This is a genomic window from Pseudomonas sp., from assembly GCF_049653025.1.
Lineage (GTDB): Bacteria > Pseudomonadota > Gammaproteobacteria > Pseudomonadales > Pseudomonadaceae > Aquipseudomonas.
Genome location: NZ_JBASFM010000008.1, coordinates 75,879 through 95,442 on the forward strand (window position 1 = coordinate 75,879; position 19,564 = coordinate 95,442).

The window sequence follows — 19,564 nt, forward strand, 5'->3', positions numbered from 1 at the left end:
AAAAAAAACCCCGCCAAATGGGCGGGGTCGAGGATACGAGCGTGGCGTGCTCGAAAAATAAAGCGGGTGTTACAGCAGCATGCTGCGGATATCGCCCAGCACGTCGGCGAGGCGCTTGGTAAAGCGCGCCGCAGCGGCACCGTTGATCACTCGATGGTCGTAGGACAGCGACAGCGGCAGCATCAGCTTGGGCTGGAAGGCTTTGCCATCCCACACCGGCTGAATGGTTGCCTTGCTGACACCGAGAATCGCCACTTCCGGCGCGTTGACGATCGGCGTAAAGCCGGTGCCGCCAATATGACCGAGGCTGGAGATGGTGAAGCAGGCACCCTGCATATCATCAGCCGAGAGCTTCTTGGTACGCGCTTTCTCCGCCAGTACGGCGGCTTCGGCGGCCAGTTGCAGCAGGCTTTTCTGATCGACGTTCTTGATCACCGGCACCAGCAGGCCGTCCGGGGTATCGACGGCAAAGCCGATGTGTACGTATTTCTTGCGGATGATCGCCTTGCCGCTCGGTGCCAGCGAGCTGTTGAAGTCCGGCAGTTCCTTGAGCAGGAAGGCGCAGGCTTTCAGTAGCAGTGGCAGCACGGTGAGCTTGACCCCAGCCTTTTCCGCCACGGCTTTCTGCGCGACGCGGAAGGCTTCCAACTCGGTGATATCGGCCGAGTCGAACTGGGTCACGTGCGGCACGTTGAGCCAGCTGCGGTGCAGGTTGGCGGCGCCGACCTGCATCAGGCGGGTCATCGCCACTTCTTCGATTTCACCGAACTTGCTGAAGTCCACCACCGGGATCGGCGGAATGCCGGCACCGCCGGTTGCGCCGGCCGCTGGAGCTTCCTTGGCCTTCTGCATCATTACTTTGACGTAAGCCTGCACGTCCTCTTTGAGCACGCGGCCTTTCGGTCCGGTACCCGGTACGACGGACAGCTCGACACCGAATTCGCGAGCGAGCTGGCGCACGGCGGGGCCCGCATGCACCTTGCTGGCTGGGCGCGCAGGGGCGTCCGCAACCTTGGCCGCGGCGGCTGCCAGCGAGGCAATGGCGCTGACTTCGGCGGCAACCGCCGGGTGAGCGCCTTCTGGCACCTTGTGCACAGCACTGGCGGCAGCTGGTGCGGCCGCGGCTGGTGCAACTGCCGGAGCGGCTGCTGCGCCTGCGACTTTCAGCTTGAGGATGAAATCGCCGGTGCCGACTTCGTTTTCCAGTTTGACGCCGATGCTTTCCACCACGCCGGCAGCCGGCGAGGGGATTTCCATGCTGGCCTTGTCCGACTCCAGGGTGATCAGCGATTGGTCGGCTTCGACCGTGTCGCCGACCTTGACCAGGATTTCGATGACCCTGGCCTTGCCGTCAGAGCCGATATCCGGCACATGGATATCCTGCACGCTGCTGCTTGCTGCAGCGGCGGGCGCGGCAACAGGTGCTGGCGCTGCAGCAGCTTGTGGCGCGGCGGCCGGAGCCGGTGCGGCGGCAGGCGCTGTTGGTGCTGCGGCTGCAGCACCTTCGACTTCCAGCTCAAACAGTTCGTCGCCTTCTTTCAGACGGTCGCCCAGCTTCACTTTCAGGCTTTTCACCACGCCGGCTTTCGGCGCGGGAATCTCCATGCTGGCCTTGTCCGACTCCAGGGTAAGCACGCTCTGATCGGCCTCGATGCGATCACCGACCTTGACCATCAGTTCGATTACTTCACCCTCACCACCACCGATGTCGGGTACGCGAATCAATTCACTCATCGTTTCGCTCCTTAGCAGTCCAGTGGGTTGAGTTTTTCCGGGTTGATGCCGAACTTGACGATGGCCTCGGCCACCACCTTAGGTTCGATATCACCACGGTCGGCGAGTGCTTCCAGAGCTGCCAGGACCACCCAGTTGCGGTCCACTTCGAAGAAGTGGCGCAGCTTCTTGCGGCTGTCGCTGCGGCCGAAGCCGTCGGTGCCCAGCACCTTGAATTCCTTGCTCGGCACCCACTGACGAATCTGTTCGGCGAACAGCTTCATATAGTCGGTGGAGGCGATCACCGGGCCTTTACGGCCGTTCAGGCATTCTTCGACATAGGTCTGCTTGGGCTTCTGGCCCGGGTGCAGACGGTTGCTGCGTTCCACGGCCAGGCCATCGCGACGCAGTTCGTTGAAGCTGGTAACGCTCCACACGTCGGCGGCGACGTTGAACTCGTCACGCAGGATCTTCGCCGCCTCGCGCACTTCACGCAGGATGGTGCCGGAGCCGAGCAGTTGTACGTGGTGCGCGGCTTCCTTCTTGTCTTCTTCGAGCAGGTACATGCCCTTGATGATGCCTTCCTCAATGCCGAGCGGCATGGCCGGCTGCTGGTAGGACTCGTTCATCACGGTGATGTAGTAGAAAACGTCCTGCTGCAGTTCGGTCATCTTCTTCATGCCGTCCTGGATGATCACCGCCAGCTCATAGCCGTAGGTCGGATCATAGGTGCGGCAGTTGGGGATGGTCGCGGCGAGCATGTGGCTGTGGCCGTCTTCGTGTTGCAGGCCTTCGCCGTTCAGTGTGGTGCGCCCGGCGGTACCGCCGATCAGGAAACCACGGGTGCGGCTGTCGCCAGCGGCCCAGGCCAGGTCACCAATACGCTGGAAGCCGAACATCGAGTAGAAAATGTAGAACGGCAGCATCGGCTGGTTGTGGCTGGAATACGAGGTGCCCGCAGCAATGAAGGAGCTCATGGCGCCGGCTTCGTTGATGCCTTCCTCGAGAATCTGGCCCTTCTTGTCTTCGCGGTAGAACATCACCTGGTCTTTATCCACCGGCTCGTAGAGCTGGCCGACCGAGGAGTAGATACCGAGCTGGCGGAACATGCCTTCCATACCGAAGGTGCGCGCTTCGTCCGGGATGATCGGCACGATGCGTTGGCCGATTTCCTTGTCCTTGACCAGCTGCGCGAGGATGCGCACGAAGGCCATGGTGGTGGAGATTTCGCGGTCGCCGGAGCCGTCGAGGATGGCCTTGAGGGTTTCCAGCGGCGGTGTCGGGATGCTGATGCTCTTGGCCCGGCGCTGTGGCACGAAGCCGCCCAGCGCGGCGCGGCGTTCGCTCAGGTAACGCGCTTCGGCGCTGCCTTCTTCCGGCTTGAGGAACGGCAGGCTTTCCAGCTCGTCGTCTTTGACCGGGATGTCGAAGCGGTCGCGGAACTGCTTGAGGCTGTCGACATCGACCTTCTTGGTGTTGTGCGCGGTGTTCTTTGCCTCGCCCGCACCGGTGCCATAGCCCTTGACGGTCTTGGCCAGGATCACGGTCGGCTGCTCTTTGTGGTTGACCGCCTGGTGGTAGGCCGCATAGACCTTGTACGGGTCGTGGCCGCCACGGTTGAGCTTCCAGATCTCGTCGTCGGACAGGTCGGCGACCATCGCCTTGAGTTCCGGCGAGTTGAAGAAGTGCTCACGGACGAACGCGCCGTCCTTGGCCTTGTAGTTCTGGTATTCGCCGTCGATCACTTCGTCCATGCGGCGTTGCAGGATGCCGTCGACGTCCTTGGCCAGCAGCGGATCCCAGAAGCGGCCCCAGACCACCTTGTTGACGTTCCAGCCACCGCCACGGAACACGCCTTCGAGTTCCTGGATGATCTTGCCGTTGCCACGTACCGGGCCGTCGAGGCGCTGCAGGTTGCAGTTGATGACGAAGATCAGGTTGTCGAGTTTCTCGCGGCCGGCCAGGGAGATCGCGCCGAGGGATTCCGGCTCGTCGCACTCGCCGTCGCCCATAAAGCACCAGACCTTCTGCTTGCCGGCCGGGATAAAGCCGCGCGCTTCCAGGTACTTCATAAAGCGCGCTTGGTAGATCGCCTGAATCGGGCCCAGGCCCATGGATACGGTCGGGAACTGCCAGAAGTCCGGCATCAGCCAAGGGTGTGGGTAGGACGACAGGCCATTGCCATCGACTTCCTGGCGGAAGTTGTTCATCTGGTCTTCAGTGATGCGGCCTTCCATAAAGGCGCGGGCGTAAACGCCGGGCGATGCATGGCCCTGGAAGAAGATCAGGTCGCCGCCGTGCTCGCTGGTCGGGGCCTGGAAGAAGTAGTTGAAGCCGATGTCATACAGCGTCGCGCTGGAGGCGAAGCTGGAGATGTGACCGCCCAGGTCGGAGTCTTTCAGGTTGGTGCGCATCACCATGGCCAGCGCGTTCCAGCGCACCAGCGAGCGAATGCGGCGTTCCATAAACAGGTCGCCGGGCATACGTGCTTCGTGGGTCAGCGGGATGGTGTTGCGGTACGGCGTGGTGATCGCGTACGGCAGCTGTGAACCACTGCGGGTGGCCAGCTCGCCCATACGGGTCATCAGGTAATGTGCGCGGTCTTCACCCTCGTTATCGAGGACGGACTCAAGGGCGTCCAGCCATTCCTGGGTTTCGACGGGATCGAGGTCTTGCATGGCTTGCTCCAGGGCGGAAAGGCTTCCAGAATCGGAGGCCAGGTTTCGGGCCCGACTTCGTGAGTGGACCGCGTGAATTCTTGGATTGACCGGGGGTAGGACCGGCTTCGTGTAGTTTTACTACATTCTGATGCCGATTTCAGCCTTTTGGATACAATCTTTGGTAGTAAAACTACAATTATTTTTCTGCCTGCACTTCGCCCGTCACCAGGGTGGCTATTTGCCTGGTCCGCGAGTGCGCGTGCAGAACGCTAAAAAGGATAGACCATGAGCCTGCCCGCGCTGGCCTCTTTACCCGCTGCCCTTGCCCCTCTTGCCCTGCGTGCCGAGCAGTCCTTGCAGCAGGCGTTTGCCGAGTTATCCGCGGCGGCTGCGGAGCAGTTTGCGGCCTGGCCGGCGGCGCGGTGCGAGCTGTTGCAGCGGGTGGGCGCGGCCAGCGATTTTGTCGTGCAGCAGGGCGCGCGTGATCCGCAAATGCTCCTCGACCTGGCCGCCAGCGGCGAGCTGGAGCGTGCGCTGCGGGCGGGTGAACTTCGCGGCCAGTTGGCCCAGGCCTTGGCCGAATGCGCCGATGACGACGAGCTGGGTCGGCGCTTGCGGCGTTTTCGCAACCGCCAGCAGCTGCGCATCATCTGGCGCGATATCAGCCGCCAGGCCGATCTGATCGAAACCTGCCGCGACCTCTCCGAGTTGGCCGACGCCTGTATCGACCAAGCCTATCACTGGCTGTATCCACGCCATTGCGCGCAGTTCGGCACACCACTTGGCCGCCGCACTGGCGAGCCGCAGCATATGGTGGTGCTGGGCATGGGCAAGCTGGGTGCGCATGAGCTGAACCTGTCTTCGGACATCGATCTGATCTTCGGCTATCCCGAAGGCGGCGAGACCGAGGGCGTCAAGCGCCCGCTGGATAATCAGGAGTTCTTTATCCGTCTCGGTCAGAAGCTGATCAAGGCGCTGGACGTGATCACGGTCGAGGGCTTCGTCTTCCGTACCGATATGCGCCTGCGCCCCTACGGCTCCTCCGGTTCGCTGGTGTTCAGCTTCAATGCGCTGGAGCAGTACTACCAGGATCAGGGCCGCGACTGGGAGCGCTACGCAATGATCAAGGCGCGCGTAGTGGGCGGCGATCAGGCGGCCGGCGCGCAGCTGCTGGAGATGCTGCGGCCGTTCGTTTATCGGCGTTACCTGGATTTCTCGGCGATCGAAGCGCTGCGCGCGATGAAGCAGCTGATCCAGCAGGAAGTGCGGCGCAAGGGCATGGCCGAGAACATCAAGCTGGGTGCCGGAGGCATCCGCGAGGTGGAGTTTATCGCCCAGGCCTTCCAGCTGATCCACGGCGGTCGCGATCTCAGCCTGCAGCAACGCCCACTATTAAAGGTGCTGGCCACTTTGGAAGGACAGGGCTACCTGCCGGCGGCGGTGACCGATGAGCTGCGTCAGGGTTATGAGTTTCTGCGCTACACCGAGCATGCGCTGCAGGCCATTGATGACCGGCAGACGCAGATGCTGCCCGACAGCGAGCAGGACCGCGCGCGGGTCGCCTTTATTATGGGTTTCGACAGCTGGTCGGCGTTCCATGAGCGCCTGATGTACTGGCGAGGGCGGGTCGACTGGCATTTCCGCCAGGTGATTGCCGATCCCGACGAGGATGCCGAAGGCGCGGAAGAGGCTGTGGTCGGCTGCGAGTGGCTGCCGCTCTGGGAAGACATGCAGAACGAAGAGGCCGCCTGCCGGCAGTTGGCGGAAGCCGGTTTTGTCGACGCGCAGTCGGCCTTGCAGCGCTTGGTCGGGTTGCGCAGCGGCAATCAGGTGCGCGCCATGCAGCGCCTCGGTCGCGAGCGCCTGGATGCCTTTATTCCGCGGCTGCTGGCGCAAGCGGTGGAGCATGCCAACCCTGATCTGGTGCTGGAGCGGGTGTTGCCGTTGGTCGAAGCGGTGGCGCGGCGCTCGGCCTATCTGGTGCTGTTGACGGAAAACCCCAGCGCCTTGCAGCGCCTGCTGACGCTGTGTGCGGCCAGTCCGTGGATCGCCGAGCAGATCACCCGCTTCCCGCTGCTGCTGGATGAGCTGCTTAATGAAGGGCGCTTGTTCAAGCCTCCTCTGGCCCCAGAACTGGCCGCCGAGCTGCGTGAACGGCTGATGCGCATTCCCGAGGAAGACCTGGAGCAGCAGATGGAAGCGCTGCGTCACTTCAAGCTGGCGCACCGGCTGCGCGTGGCCGCCTCGGAGATTGCCGGTACTTTGCCGCTGATGAAGGTCAGCGATTACCTGACCTGGCTGGCCGAGGCGATTCTCGATCAGGTGTTGGCTCTGGCCTGGCGCCATACGGTGAGCAAATACGGCGCGCCGCGCCGCGCCGACGGCAGCATCTGCGATCCGGATTTCGTCATCGTCGGCTACGGCAAGGTCGGTGGCATCGAGCTGGGCCATGGTTCGGACCTCGATCTGGTGTTTATCCACGACGGCGATCCGCACGCGGAAACCGATGGCGAGAAATCCATCGACGGCGCGCAGTTCTTCAACCGCCTGGGCCAGCGCATCATTCACCTGCTGACCACCCAGACCAACTCCGGCCAGCTCTACGAGGTGGATATGCGCCTGCGCCCCTCGGGTGCGGCGGGTCTGCTGGTCAGCTCGCTCGGCGCGTTCGAGCGCTATCAGCAGGGCGAGGCCTGGACCTGGGAACATCAGGCGCTGGTACGGGCCCGCGTGCTGGTCGGTTGCCCGCGCGTCGGTGCCGCTTTCGAACAGGTGCGGGCGGCCGTGTTGGGGCGTGAACGCGACCTGGCCACGCTGCGCACCGAGGTCAGCGAGATGCGCGCGAAGATGCGCGACAACCTCGGCAGCAAGGCCACTGCCGCCGGCACTGCGGCAAATGCCTTCGAGGCCGCGGCGCCGTTCGACCTCAAGCAGGACGCCGGAGGTATCGTCGATATTGAATTTATGGTGCAATACGCGGCCCTGGCCTGGTCGCGCCAGTACCCGGAACTGCTGGAGTTCACCGATAACATCCGCATTTTGGAAGGGTTGGAGCGAGTGGGTTTGTTACCGGGCGAAGACGCCCGATTGCTGCAGGACACCTACAAGGCCTACCGCTCAGCGGCCCATCGCCAGGCGTTGCAGAAGCAACCTGGGGTGGTCAGTGGTGAACAGTTTCACGACGAGCGGCGCACGGTGTTGCGCATCTGGCAGGAGCTGGGTTTGAGCTGACCGGGCTTGAGCTGAATTGAGGGCGCCGGGCGCATGTCGCGCCGGGTGCCGTAGACGAATCGAATGTGAGGAGCAGGCAACTATGTCGATGGCCGATCGTGATGGCGTGATCTGGTATGACGGCGAGCTGGTGCCGTGGCGCAACGCGACCACCCACGTGCTGACCCATACCCTGCACTACGGCATGGGCGTGTTCGAAGGCGTGCGCGCCTACAACACCCCGCAAGGCACGGCGATCTTCCGTCTGGAAGCGCACACCGACCGCCTGTTCGATTCGGCCCACATCATGGGCATGAAGATTCCGTTCAGCAAAGAAGAGATCAATCAGGCTACCCGCGCCGCCGTGCGTGAGAACAACCTGGAAAGCGCCTATATCCGCCCGATGGTGTTCTACGGATCTGAAGCCATGGGCCTGCGCGCCACTGGCTTGAAAGTGCAGGTGATCGTCGCGGCTTGGAACTGGGGCGCCTATATGGGTGATGAAGCCCTGCAGGTCGGCATCAAGGTGCGTACCAGCTCCTTTACCCGCCACCACGTCAATATCTCGATGACCCGTGCCAAGGCCAACGGCAACTACATCAACTCGATGCTGGCGCTGCAGGAAGCCATCTCCGGTGGTGCCGACGAAGCCATGCTGCTGGATACCGAAGGCTATGTGGCCGAGGGTTCGGGCGAGAACATCTTCCTGGTGCGTAACGGCGTGATCTATACCCCGGAAGTCACTTCCTGCCTGAACGGCATTACCCGTAATACCATTCTGACTCTGGCCGCCGAGCACGGCCTGCAGGTGATCGAGAAGCGCATCACCCGTGATGAGGTGTACATCGCTGACGAAGCCTTCTTCACCGGCACCGCCGCCGAAGTCACGCCGATTCGCGAAGTCGATGGCCGGCAGATCGGCGCAGGTCGTCGCGGGCCGATCACCGAAAAACTGCAAACCGCCTATTTCGACCTGGTAACTGGCAAGACCAGCAACCACGCCGAATGGCGCACCTTGGTTAAATAAGCGGCACGCTGCGCAGGGTGGGTTGAGCGTAGCGATACCCATCGGGGTGACGCTGCTGAGTTAAGCGTTGAGCATGTCCAGGAGGCGAAAGCCTCCTTGGTCGTTTCTGGGATAGGCATGAAAATACTGATCGTAGGCCCCAGCTGGGTGGGTGACATGGTGATGGCGCAGACGCTGTTTCAGTGTCTGCAGCAGCGCCACCCTGGCTGCGCAATCGACGTGTTGGCTCCCGAGTGGAGTCGGCCGATTCTTGAACGCATGCCCGAAGTGCGCCAGGCGCTGAGCTTCCCGCTCGGCCATGGCGTGCTTGAACTGGCGACGCGGCGCAAGATCGGCCAGTCCCTGGCCGGCCAGTACGACCAGGCTATTCTGCTGCCCAACTCGCTCAAGTCCGCCCTGGTGCCGTTCTTCGCCGGTATCCCCAAGCGCACCGGCTGGAAAGGCGAGCTGCGCTACGGCCTGCTCAACGATATCCGCACACTGGACAAAGAACGCTACCCGCTGATGATCGAGCGCTTTATGGCGTTGGCCTTCGAGCCGGGTAGCGAGCTGGCGCAGCCTTATCCGCGGCCGAGTCTGCGTATTGAGGAAGTCAGTCGCGCCGCGGCGCTGGCCAAGTTCGGCCTGAGCCTGGACCGCCCGGTGTTGGCGCTGTGCCCAGGAGCCGAGTTCGGTGAAGCCAAGCGCTGGCCGAGCGAGCATTACGCCAAGGTCGCCGAGCTGAAGATCCGTGCCGGCTGGCAGGTCTGGTTGTTCGGCTCGAAGAACGATCATGCGGTCGGCGAGGAAATCCGCGCCCGCCTGATTCCAGGCCTGCGCGAGGAAGCTACTAACCTGGCCGGCGACACCAGCCTGGCCGAAGCCATCGACCTGCTCTCCTGCGCCGGTGCCGTGGTCTCCAACGACTCCGGCCTGATGCATGTGGCGGCCGCGCTGAACCGCCCGCTGGTGGCGGTCTACGGCTCGACCTCGCCGGGCTTTACCCCACCGCTGGCCGAGCAGGTGGAAATCGTCCGCCTGGGGCTGGAGTGCAGCCCATGCTTCGACCGCACCTGCCGCTTCGGCCATTACAACTGCCTGGGCCAGCTCAAGCCACGTCCGGTGATCGAGGCGCTGGATCGCCTGGTCAGCGACCCGGTCGAGGTTGAATAGCTTGCGGGTACTGCTGATCAAGACCTCGTCGCTGGGCGACGTGGTGCACACCCTGCCGGCGCTAACCGATGCCGCGCGCGCCATCCCTGGCATTCAGTTCGACTGGGTGGTGGAGGAGGGCTTCGCCGAAATTCCGGCCTGGCATCCTGCCGTGGCCCAGGTGATCCCGGTGGCCATCCGCCGCTGGCGCAAGCACCTCTGGCAGACCCTGAAAACCGGTGAATGGCGGCGCTTTAAGCAACGCCTGGGCGAGACCCGCTACGACCTGGTGATCGATGCTCAGGGTCTGCTGAAAAGTGCCTGGCTGACCCGCTATGCCCAAGGCCCGATTGCCGGCCTGGACCGCGACTCTGCGCGTGAGCCGCTGGCCAGCCGATTCTATGATCGCCGCTATGCCGTATCGCGCGAGCAACATGCCCTTGAGCGCACCCGCCAGTTATTTGCCCAGGCGTTGGGTTATGCGCTGCCAGCAGGCGTTGGCGATTACGGCCTGAATCGCGCGCAATTGGCCGATCACGCGCAGCAGCCTTACCTGCTGTTTCTGCACGGCACTACCTGGCCAAGTAAGCACTGGCCCGAAGCCGACTGGCGCCAGCTGGCTGAGCAGATGAGTGCGCAGGGTTGGGCGGTGCGCCTGCCCTGGGGCAATGAAGCCGAGAAGGCCCGCGCCGAACGGATCGCCGCCGGCATTGAAAACGCTGCGGTGCTGCCCAAATTAAATCTTGCAGGCGTGGCCAAGGTAATCGCCGGGGCCAGTGCCTGCGTGGCGGTGGATACCGGGCTGGGCCACCTGGCTGCTGCGCTGGATGTGCCAAGTATTTCCCTGTACGGCCCGACGCTGCCAGGGCGAGTAGGTGCCTATGGCCGTGGTCAGGTACATCTGTGCGCCACGGGGCCGAATGCCGGTTCGGGTGATCGCCATAAAGCCTGTTTCGACGGTCTGGATGCCGAGCGTGTCGCCACACAATTGCAGGCCCTGTTGCTGGCCGAGGACGTTGTTTGATGCAACTCGCGTTTATCCTCTACAAATACTTCCCGTTCGGCGGCCTGCAGCGCGACTTTCTGCGCATCGCCCTGGAATGCCAGGCGCGCGGTCATGCGATTCGCGTCTACACGCCGATCTGGGAAGGTGAAGTGCCGGCGGGCTTTGACGTGGTGGTGGTGCCGGTCAAGGCGCTGTTCAACCACAAACGCAACGAGAAACTCACCGCCTGGGTCGAGGCTGACCTGGCCAAGCGTCCGGTTGATCGGGTGATCGGCTTTAACAAGATGCCCGGTCTGGACGTCTACTATGCCGCCGACGGCTGCTATGAAGACAAGGCGCAGACCCTGCGCAACCCGCTGTACAAGTATTGGGGTCGTTACAAACACTTTGCCGATTACGAGCGCGCTGTGTTTGCGCCCGAATCGAAGACCGAGATTCTGATGATCTCCGAAGTGCAGCAGCCGCTGTTTATCAGGCATTACCACACCCCGCTGCAACGCTTTCACCTGCTGCCGCCAGGTATCGCCGCAGACCGCCGCGCGCCGGCCAATGCCGCTGAAATTCGCGCCGAATTCCGCGCCGAGTTCAAGCTGGCGGATAACGACCTGCTGCTGGTGCAGATCGGCTCTGGTTTTAAGACCAAGGGCCTGGATCGCAGCCTCAAAGCTCTGGCCGCCTTGCCGCGTGAGCTGAAGCAGCGCACCCGCTTGATTGCCATCGGTCAGGATGATCCGCGTTCATTCCAGCTGCAGGCCAAGGCGCTGGGCGTGTCCGATCAGGTGCAGATTCTCAAGGGGCGCAGCGATATTCCGCGTTTCCTGCTCGGTGCCGATCTGCTGATTCATCCGGCCTACAACGAAAACACCGGCACCGTGCTGCTGGAGGCGCTGGTCTCCGGCCTGCCGGTGCTGGTAACTGATGTCTGCGGCTACGCCCACTACATTGCCGAGGCGGATGCCGGGCGCGTGCTGAGCGGGCCGTTCGAGCAGGAGCGGTTTAATCATCTGCTCGCCGATATGCTCGCCGACGATCAGCGTCGTGCTTTTTGGGGCCGCAACGGTTTGGCTTATGCCGACAGCGCCGACCTGTATTCCATGCCGCAACATGCGGCCGATATCATCCTGGCGAAGCGTCCATGAAACTGGTACTGGCTGAACCCTTTAAAAGCCTGTGGGCCGGGCGCGATGCGTTTGTCGCCGTCGAGGCTCTGCAGGGGCAGGTGTACCGCGAGTTGGAAGGCCGCCGCACGCTGCGCACCGAAGTCGATGGGCGTGGTTACTTCGTCAAGATTCATCGCGGCATCGGCTGGGGCGAGATTGTCAAAAACCTGCTCACCGCCAAGCTGCCGGTGCTCGGCGCGCGCCAGGAATGGCAAGCAATCGAGCGCCTGACCGAAGTCGGTGTAGCGACCATGACCGCCGTGGCCTACGGCGAACGCGGCAGCAACCCGGCGGCGCAGCATTCCTTTATCGTCACTGAAGAGCTGGCGCCGACCACCGACCTCGAACAACTGAACCTGAACTGGGCGCAGCAACCGCCCGAGCCACGGCTTAAGTGGGCGCTGATCAAGGAAGTGGCGAGCATGGTCGGCAATATGCACCGCGCTGGGGTCAATCATCGCGACTGTTATATCTGCCACTTTCTGTTGCACACCGACAAGCCGGTAACTGCCGACGATTTTCGCCTGTCGGTGATCGACCTGCACCGCGCCCAGGTGCGCAGCGCCACACCGCTGCGCTGGCGCAACAAAGATCTGGCCGCGCTGTACTTTTCGGCGCTGGATATCGGCCTGACCCGGCGCGACAAGCTGCGTTTTCTGCGCGGCTATTTCCAGTTGCCGTTGCGCCAGATCCTGCGTGAAGAAGCGCGTTTGCTTACCTGGCTGGAGCGCAAGGCAGACAAGCTGTATGCGCGCAAGCAGCGCTATGGCGACGCACTGTGAGTGGTGATAGATGGGGTGTCTGTCGTGTCGAATGGTTTTGAAGGGGCGGTGTAATGAAATTCCAGGGATTGACTGTCGCAGTGGTGCCACCCAAGGCATTGGGGGATGTGACTCTGTATCTGCACCTGGCCTGGCAGTTCCATCAGGCAGGTGCACGGGTGCGCTTTTTCTCCAACCCACTGTTCCCTGCGCGGGAGTTTTTTACCTGGCTGCAGATTGAGCCGTCTGAGCGATTGAGCCTGCAGTCTCTCGCGGATGAGTGCGATCTGGTCATCGCCTATTTCAATCATCTGGCGCAAGATCCTGTCGAGCGTGAGCGCTGCCTGGAACGCAACAATATTGCCTATGTCACCGCGAAGAAGCTGCCGCGGGATATCCCCCTAGAGGGCCGCGATGTGACAGTGGCCGGGCAGTACTTTAAGTCCGCCAGTATGCCGTTCTGCTTGGAATCACGCGCAGGCCGGTCGATGCGTGAGTGGGTCGACCGCTATGTGGCAACGGTATATGGGCTTCCGGTTACGTGTTCCCTGGCGATGGTCTGCCCCAGCCTGCGCCGCGAGCGCGATAATCGGGTATTGATCTTCCCCACTTCGCCGCACAGCAAGAAGAATTACTCCATGGTTGGCTTCCTGCGTCTGGCCCGGCGTTTGCGCAAGCGTGGTTGGCAGGTCGAGTTTATCGGTCTGCCGAGTGAAATGGATGAGTTGAACGCCTGTTTCGCAGGCTTCCCCGTGTTTAGCTTCGCCGATATTCGAGGCTTGATGGTGCATATGGCCGGTGCGGCAGCGGTTATTGCCAACGATTCGGGTGGCGGTCATCTGGGCTCGATGATGGGGCTGCGTACCTTTACTATCGCGCGCCGCTACGAGAGTTTTGTCTGGCGTCCTGGGTTCAATTCCGAGGGTATGGTTTTGGCCCCGCGTTTTCGCTTCAAGTGGCTCGATGGCGACTACATATGGCGGCCGTTTGTACCGGTTGGGCGAATTGTCGAGGCGCTGGGGAACTATACGGCTGTCGGTGCTGTGTTGCCGCAGGGCGAGGCGCGCTGATGTCAGGCTGGAATCTGGCACCCGACTACACAGTTTTGAATGCTGAGTTCGGCTCTCTGGAGGCAGTGTTCGCCTTACAGGGGCGGCGTCTGACCCGCGATCCGCTGTCCGAGGTGATCCTGGTTGAGCGCGAGGGCGTGCGGTATTACGTCAAGCGCTATTGGGGTGGCGGCAAGGGCTTGCGTCGTTTTATCGGTCGGCCGCGGGTCAAGGCCGAATGGCAGAATCTGAAAAATTTCGCCAAGTGGGGCATACCGACAGCGTCGATCGTCGCTTATGGGCTGGAGCGGCGCTTGGGGGCTTTTGTGCGCGGTGCCTTGATTACCCGCGAACTGGAAAACACCCTGGACATGGCCCATATGGCCACGTGCAGGGATCCGCGCTTTCAAGACTCGCGTTGGGTGGCGTTGATCAGTGCGCAACTGGCACATGCCACCCGTATTTTGCACGATCACCATTTCGCCCATAACGACCTGAAGTGGCGCAATCTGCTGGTCAATGATCGCGAAGAGTTGTTCCTGATCGATTGTCCAACTGGGGCGTTCTGGTGGGGGCCGCTCCTCAGTTATCGCATCGTCAAGGATCTGGCCTGTTTGGATAAAGTTGCTAGCAAGGTGCTTTCACGCAGCCAGCGCCTGCGCTTCTACTTGCAGTACTGCCGACGTGAGCGTCTAAGCATTGCCGACAAGCGTCGGGTGTTGCAGATAGTGAAATTCTTTGAGGGAAGGGAATGAGTGATTTTATTGCGGCGCAGGATCGCGCCTTGCTCGAGCGCCACAGGTTGACCAGCTTCGAGGCCTTATGGGCGCTACAGCTGGAGGCGGTGGATGAGCCCAATACCGAGCGCGGTGGTTGGAGCAGTGTGTACCGACTGGATTTGGGTGAGGCGGCGTTTTACCTCAAGCGTCAGAGTAATCACCTGACCCGCAGTCTGCTGCATCCTTTTGGCGAGCCGACTTTTTCCCGCGAGTTTCGCAATATTCGGCGTTATGCGGCGCTGGGCATTCCCGCGCTGCAGGCGGCGTTTTTTTCCGAGCGCAATTTGCCTGGCGAGCGGCGTGCGGTGCTGCTGACCCGCGCTCTGGATGGCTGGCAGGATCTGGATGCCTGGTTACCCGGTTGGGCTGCGCTCGAAGAGGTGCGTCGTGCGGCAATTCTCAAGGCCTGTGGTGAGCTGGCGCGGCGTCTGCACCAAGCTGGGCAGATGCATGGCTGCTTTTACCCCAAGCATATTTTTTTGCGCGAGACCGCTGAAGGCTTCGATGCACAGCTGATTGATCTGGAAAAGACCCGCCCGCTGCTGTTCGGTCAGCGTGATCGAGTAAAGGATCTGGAACCGTTATTGCGCCGCGCCAGTGCGTGGAGCGAGGCGGAGGTCGGCGTGTTGCTGGCGGCCTATCTCGGCGATGCTGCTGATCTCAATAGCTGGAGTGAGCGTCTCGGTGCCCGGCGGCGCAACAAGGAAGCGCGGCGATGAATTTGGTGGATCTCAGTCAGGCTGGCCGCGCGCCAGAGTTGCCGCTGACCATCGAGCTAGCCGATGCAGCGGGCTCGGCTGAACTGACCCTGCAGCGTCTGCTGCGCGTATTACCTGGGCAGCGCTATGTCGCCCAGGCCGAATGGCGTGGGCGGGCGGTGCTGGCCAAGTTGCTGGTGGGCGACAAGGCTGCGCGGCATTTTCAGCGCGAGCGTGACGGTGCGCGCTTGCTCGCCGAACTAGGGCTGAATACGCCGCTGCTGCTGGCCGAAGGATTGCGTGATGGCGAGGGCGGCTGGCTGCTGTTCGAGTACCTAGAGGGTGCGCAGAGCCTGTGGGACGCTTGGCGCGCTGTGGAGCATCAGCCGCTGCTCAGTGCCGATCAGCAGGCGGTGCTGGCCGATGCGCTGGTTAGCATCGCACAGATGCATGCCAAGGGGCTGTGGCAGGCGGATCTGCATCTGGACAATCTACTGCGGCATAACGGCCAGTTGTTTGTCATCGACGGCGGAGGGGTGCAAGTCGAGGCGGCCGGTCAAGCATTGTCGCGCGGCAAGGTGCTGGAAAACCTTGGGGTGTTCTTCGCCCAGCTGCCAGCCGAGTTGACGCCCTTTATCGAAGAGCTATTGGTGCATTACCTGCTGGCTAACGGCGAGCATGCATTGCCGCTGGAAGCGTTGCTTAAAGAAGTGGAAAAGGTGCGCAAATGGCGTTTGCGCGATTATCTGCGCAAGATCGCCCGTGACTGCAGCCTGTTCGCCGCTAAGATCGGTGCCTTCGGCCTGCAGGTGGTGCGCCGCGAACAGCAAGCTGAACTGCAGCCGCTGCTGAACAACCTCGATTTGCTCACCGAGGCCGGCCATATCTACAAGACCGGCGGTGCGGCCACCGTGGCGCGGGTTGAGCTGGGCGGGCGTGCGCTGGTGGTCAAACGCTACAACGTGAAGAGCATCGCCCACTGGCTAAAGCGTTTCTGGCGCCCCAGCCGCGCCTGGCACAGCTGGGTTGAGGGCAATCGTCTGCAGTTGCTCGGCATTGCCACCCCGCAGCCACTGGCCGTGCTAGAGCGGCGCTGGTGCTGGTTGCGCGGGCGTGCCTACCTGATTACCGAATACTGTGGCGGGCAGGATATAATCGCGCGCTTTCAGCCATACCAAGATGGAACACCCCCGGAAACCGAGCTGTTGGCACTGGATCGTTTGTTCGCCGCCTTGCTGCGCGAACGCATCAGCCATGGTGATTTCAAGGGGCACAATCTGTTTTGGGATGAAAGCCTGGGTCGCTGGTCGCTAATCGATCTCGACGCCATGCAGCAGCACCGCAGTGCGCGCAGCTTCGCCAAGGCCTATGCCCGTGATCGCGCCCGTTTCCTGCGCAACTGGCCCGCCGACTCGGCACTGCACCAGTTGCTCAACCAACGTATACCGCTGACGCCCGCCGTCGGCTCAGCAGACTAGAAGAGGCAAAACCAGTGGCACTGACCATTCTCGGCCTGTCCGGCGCCCTCAGCCATGACCCCTCCGCCGCCCTGTATATCGACGGCAAGCTGATCGCGGCCGTCGAAGAAGAGCGCTTCGTGCGCGACAAGCACGCGAAGAACCGCATGCCCTACGAGTCGGCCAAGTTCTGTCTGGAGCAGGCCGGGATCAAGCCGTCTGACGTCGACGTCGTGGCCATTCCATTCGCCCCGATCAGCATCTTCGAGAAAGCCCGCTGGCAGTACGCCAAGCGCTACTGGTACGCGCCGGATCGCGCCCTCGACGCCATCCTGATGGGCAACCGTCGCTACAAACGCTACTACAAGCACATCCAGTGGTGCCTGCAGCAGCTCGGCTTTGACCTGAAGAAAATCAAGATCGAGCCGGTTGAGCACCACTTGGCCCACGCCGCCAGCGCCTACCACTGCTCGGGTTTCACCGAGAAGACCGCGATCCTCGGCATCGACGGCAAGGGTGAGTACGCCACCACCTTCTTCGGCTACGGCGAGAACGGCAAGATCCACAAGATCAAGGAGTTCTACGATCCGGATTCGTTGGGAGGTCTGTACGGCGCGATCACCGAGTTCCTCGGCTTCGAGATGCTCGACGGTGAGTTCAAGGTGATGGGCATGGCACCCTATGGCGATGCCAGCAAGTACGATTTTTCGCGTCTGGCCAAGTTCGAGAACGGCGAGCTGATCATCAACACCGAGTACGCCAACGTCATCGGCCTGCGCCGTTATAAAGAAAACGGCAAGGGCTTCTACTTCTCCAAGAAGCTGATCGAGTGGCTGGGGCCGAAGCGTCAGGGCGATATCGCCGATGACCCTTACATCCACTACGCCGCCAGCATGCAGGCACTGTTCGAGAAGCTGGCGTTGCAGATGATGGAGCACTACCTGGGCGACATCATCCGCGAGACTGGCAAGATCGCCTTCGCCGGCGGCTGCGCGCTGAACGTCAAGCTGAACCAGAAGATCATCGCCCGCGATGATGTGAAGGAACTGTTCGTCCAGCCGGCGTCCGGCGACGCCGGTACTGCGGTCGGCGCGGCTGCCTACGTCTCGCACCAGCGCGGCGTGCCGGTGGAGAAGATGGAACATGTCTACCTCGGCCCGTCGTACTCCAACGAGGACGTGATCGCCGCCTGCGCTCGCCACCCGAGCAAGCCGGTTTTCAAGCAGATCGACAACATGCCGCAGCGCATCGCCAAGATCATGGTCGACGCCAACCCGGTGGCCTGGTTCCAGGGCCGCATGGAGTTCGGCCCGCGCGCCCTCGGCGGCCGTTCGATCATCGGTTGCCCGAGCGTGCCGGGCGTGGCTGATCGGATCAACGAACAGATCAAGTTCCGCGAGCGCTGGAGGCCTTTCTGCCCGTCGATGCTCGACACCGTCGGCCCGCAGATGCTCAAGGTCGATCACCCGAGCCCGTTTATGACCTTCACCTTCGAAGTCAACGAAGAGTGGAAGACCCGCGTCGGCGAAGTGGTGCACGAAGACGGCACCTCGCGCGCCCAGGTGCTCAAGCGTGAGTACAACCCGCGCTACTACGACATGATGCTGGAACTGGAGAAACTCACCGGCAACGGCGTGTCGCTAAACACCTCGCTGAACCGCCGTGGCGAGCCGATGATCTGCTCGCCGACCGACGCACTGAACATGTTCTACGGCTCCGACCTGCAGTACCTGATCATGGAAGACATCCTCGTGGTCAAGGACGGCAAGGACTGGTATGACCACGTTTGACTCGCCAGCAGGCGAGTCGCCATGGGTCTTGCAGTTCTGTCATGGCTACGACGGCCCCTTCCTCGATTGTGCGCGGCAGTACGCCGCGCTGTTCGTTGGCACGTCCTACAAGGTCTGTACGGTCTATCTGACCGGCAAGCCGAGTGTGGAAGTCGAGCAGGGTTCGGCCTCGGATGAGGTGATTTTCCTCGATTATTCCAGTCGCGATGTGCGCGGGCTCAAGCTCAAGGCCATTCGCGATATCCGCCGCATCTGTGCGGCGCGGGTGTTTAGATTCTGCATCGCCCATCGTTTCAAGCCGATCTATGTTGCTCTACTGGGTAGCGACCTACCGGTGATCGGTGTGCACCATGCGTTTGGCGACTACAAGCGGCGTACGCGCCAGCTGTTCGCCAACTTCTTTCGCAAGCGCCTGGTTTTGCTCGGGGTCTCCAATGCCGTGCGCGATGATATGCGCGGCTGTCTGCCGAGCTGGCCGCTCGAGCGTATCGAGACCCTGTACAACCGCATTGATATTGCCGCGGTGCAGGCCGAGCAGGTTTCTCGTGAAACTGCTCGAGAGCATCTAGGGCTGCCGCAGGATGCCTGGGTGGTCGGCAACGTTGGCCGCCTGCACCCGGATAAGGATCAGACCACTCTGATCAAAGGTTTTGCCCAGGCTCTGCCGCAATTGCCAGCAGGCAGCCTGCTGGTGATCATGGGTAGCGGTAGGCTTGAGGCGTGGCTGAGAAGCCTTACCGCCGAACTGGGGGTAAAGGATTCAGTGCGTTTTCTCGGCCAGGTGGCGAACGGTCGTAAGTATTTCAGGGCGTTCGATTTGTTTGCTCTGAGTTCTGATCACGAGCCCTTCGGCATGGTGTTGTTGGAAGCCATGGCTGCAGGGGTACCGCTGGTCGGTACTGACTGCGGCGGTGGTCGCGAAGTGCTGCAGGGTATTGGTCGGCTGTTTCCGTTGGGCAATGCCAAGGCGCTGGCTGTGGAGCTGATTGCCGAGGCGGCAGCCACCAGAGAATTGCCGGCCAAGCGTCAGTGTATGCAGGACCGCCTGGCCGAGCGTTTCTCTGATCAGGCGGTGCGTGCCGAGTTCTGGTCATCTCCCTTATTTGTCGTCCTGCGCTGAGGT

The 19,564-nt window shown here is 62.0% G+C and carries 14 protein-coding genes; 12 read left to right on the top strand and 2 right to left on the bottom strand.

Features of this window, described 5'->3' with window-relative positions; genetic code table 11:
• Positions 1-69: 69 nt before the first annotated feature.
• Positions 70-1,734 (bottom strand): dihydrolipoyllysine-residue acetyltransferase, encoded by a 1,665-nt coding sequence (aceF, locus tag WBK23_RS08210; protein WP_424483491.1) that lies wholly within the window; start codon positions 1,732-1,734, stop codon positions 70-72.
• A gap of 11 nt (positions 1,735-1,745) precedes the next feature.
• Complete coding sequence (aceE, locus tag WBK23_RS08215; protein WP_424483492.1) at positions 1,746-4,391, bottom strand: pyruvate dehydrogenase (acetyl-transferring), homodimeric type; 2,646 nt, start codon at positions 4,389-4,391, stop codon at positions 1,746-1,748.
• A gap of 267 nt (positions 4,392-4,658) precedes the next feature.
• Between aceE and glnE the strand changes: the two genes are divergently transcribed.
• From glnE to WBK23_RS08275, 12 genes are all read left to right on the top strand, one after another.
• On the top strand, positions 4,659-7,604 hold the full coding sequence (glnE, locus tag WBK23_RS08220) for a bifunctional [glutamate--ammonia ligase]-adenylyl-L-tyrosine phosphorylase/[glutamate--ammonia-ligase] adenylyltransferase (protein WP_424483493.1): 2,946 nt from the start codon (positions 4,659-4,661) through the stop codon (positions 7,602-7,604).
• Between the two features lie 82 nt (positions 7,605-7,686).
• Positions 7,687-8,610 carry a branched-chain amino acid transaminase gene (locus WBK23_RS08225; RefSeq protein WP_424483494.1) on the top strand — a complete coding sequence of 308 codons (924 nt, stop codon included), beginning with the start codon at positions 7,687-7,689 and terminating at the stop codon, positions 8,608-8,610.
• A gap of 117 nt (positions 8,611-8,727) precedes the next feature.
• Positions 8,728-9,762 carry a lipopolysaccharide heptosyltransferase II gene (waaF, locus tag WBK23_RS08230; RefSeq protein ID WP_424483495.1) on the top strand — a complete coding sequence of 345 codons (1,035 nt, stop codon included), beginning with the start codon at positions 8,728-8,730 and terminating at the stop codon, positions 9,760-9,762.
• Between the two features lies 1 nt (position 9,763).
• A complete protein-coding gene (gene waaC / locus WBK23_RS08235) occupies positions 9,764-10,765 on the top strand; it encodes a lipopolysaccharide heptosyltransferase I (protein ID WP_424483496.1) in 1,002 nt (333 codons plus the stop codon).
• On the top strand, positions 10,765-11,886 hold the full coding sequence (locus WBK23_RS08240; RefSeq protein ID WP_424483497.1) for a glycosyltransferase family 4 protein: 1,122 nt from the start codon (positions 10,765-10,767) through the stop codon (positions 11,884-11,886). Before waaC ends, WBK23_RS08240 begins: the two co-directional genes overlap by 1 nt.
• Complete coding sequence (gene rfaP / locus WBK23_RS08245; protein WP_424483498.1) at positions 11,883-12,689, top strand: lipopolysaccharide core heptose(I) kinase RfaP; 807 nt, start codon at positions 11,883-11,885, stop codon at positions 12,687-12,689. Before WBK23_RS08240 ends, rfaP begins: the two co-directional genes overlap by 4 nt.
• 53 nt (positions 12,690-12,742) lie before the next feature.
• Complete coding sequence (locus tag WBK23_RS08250; RefSeq protein ID WP_424483499.1) at positions 12,743-13,738, top strand: glycosyltransferase family 9 protein; 996 nt, start codon at positions 12,743-12,745, stop codon at positions 13,736-13,738.
• A complete protein-coding gene (locus WBK23_RS08255) occupies positions 13,738-14,472 on the top strand; it encodes a lipopolysaccharide kinase InaA family protein (RefSeq protein WP_424483500.1) in 735 nt (244 codons plus the stop codon). Before WBK23_RS08250 ends, WBK23_RS08255 begins: the two co-directional genes overlap by 1 nt.
• Complete coding sequence (locus WBK23_RS08260) at positions 14,469-15,215, top strand: lipopolysaccharide kinase InaA family protein (protein WP_424483501.1); 747 nt, start codon at positions 14,469-14,471, stop codon at positions 15,213-15,215. The genes WBK23_RS08255 and WBK23_RS08260 overlap by 4 nt, the downstream gene beginning before the upstream one ends.
• The gene (locus WBK23_RS08265; RefSeq protein WP_424483502.1) at positions 15,212-16,672 is read left to right on the top strand and encodes a lipopolysaccharide kinase InaA family protein; all 1,461 of its coding nucleotides are present in this window, start codon (positions 15,212-15,214) and stop codon (positions 16,670-16,672) included. The genes WBK23_RS08260 and WBK23_RS08265 overlap by 4 nt, the downstream gene beginning before the upstream one ends.
• Before the next feature lie 14 nt (positions 16,673-16,686).
• The gene (locus tag WBK23_RS08270; protein ID WP_424483503.1) at positions 16,687-18,441 is read left to right on the top strand and encodes a carbamoyltransferase family protein; all 1,755 of its coding nucleotides are present in this window, start codon (positions 16,687-16,689) and stop codon (positions 18,439-18,441) included.
• A complete protein-coding gene (locus WBK23_RS08275; RefSeq protein WP_424483504.1) occupies positions 18,428-19,561 on the top strand; it encodes a glycosyltransferase in 1,134 nt (377 codons plus the stop codon). The genes WBK23_RS08270 and WBK23_RS08275 overlap by 14 nt, the downstream gene beginning before the upstream one ends.
• The last annotated feature ends 3 nt before the right edge of the window (positions 19,562-19,564 follow it).

Bases quoted from the DNA above. Each gene is read 5' to 3' on its own strand.
- aceF (WP_424483491.1), bottom strand. From the start codon at position 1,734: ATGAGTGAATTGATTCGCGTACCCGACATCGGTGGTGGTGAGGGTGAA.
- aceE (WP_424483492.1), bottom strand. From the start codon at position 4,391: ATGCAAGACCTCGATCCCGTCGAAACCCAGGAATGGCTGGACGCCCTT.
- glnE (WP_424483493.1), top strand. From the start codon at position 4,659: ATGAGCCTGCCCGCGCTGGCCTCTTTACCCGCTGCCCTTGCCCCTCTT.
- WBK23_RS08225 (WP_424483494.1), top strand. From the start codon at position 7,687: ATGTCGATGGCCGATCGTGATGGCGTGATCTGGTATGACGGCGAGCTG.
- waaF (WP_424483495.1), top strand. From the start codon at position 8,728: ATGAAAATACTGATCGTAGGCCCCAGCTGGGTGGGTGACATGGTGATG.
- WBK23_RS08240 (WP_424483497.1), top strand. From the start codon at position 10,765: ATGCAACTCGCGTTTATCCTCTACAAATACTTCCCGTTCGGCGGCCTG.
- rfaP (WP_424483498.1), top strand. From the start codon at position 11,883: ATGAAACTGGTACTGGCTGAACCCTTTAAAAGCCTGTGGGCCGGGCGC.
- WBK23_RS08250 (WP_424483499.1), top strand. From the start codon at position 12,743: ATGAAATTCCAGGGATTGACTGTCGCAGTGGTGCCACCCAAGGCATTG.
- WBK23_RS08255 (WP_424483500.1), top strand. From the start codon at position 13,738: ATGTCAGGCTGGAATCTGGCACCCGACTACACAGTTTTGAATGCTGAG.
- WBK23_RS08260 (WP_424483501.1), top strand. From the start codon at position 14,469: ATGAGTGATTTTATTGCGGCGCAGGATCGCGCCTTGCTCGAGCGCCAC.
- WBK23_RS08265 (WP_424483502.1), top strand. From the start codon at position 15,212: ATGAATTTGGTGGATCTCAGTCAGGCTGGCCGCGCGCCAGAGTTGCCG.
- WBK23_RS08275 (WP_424483504.1), top strand. From the start codon at position 18,428: ATGACCACGTTTGACTCGCCAGCAGGCGAGTCGCCATGGGTCTTGCAG.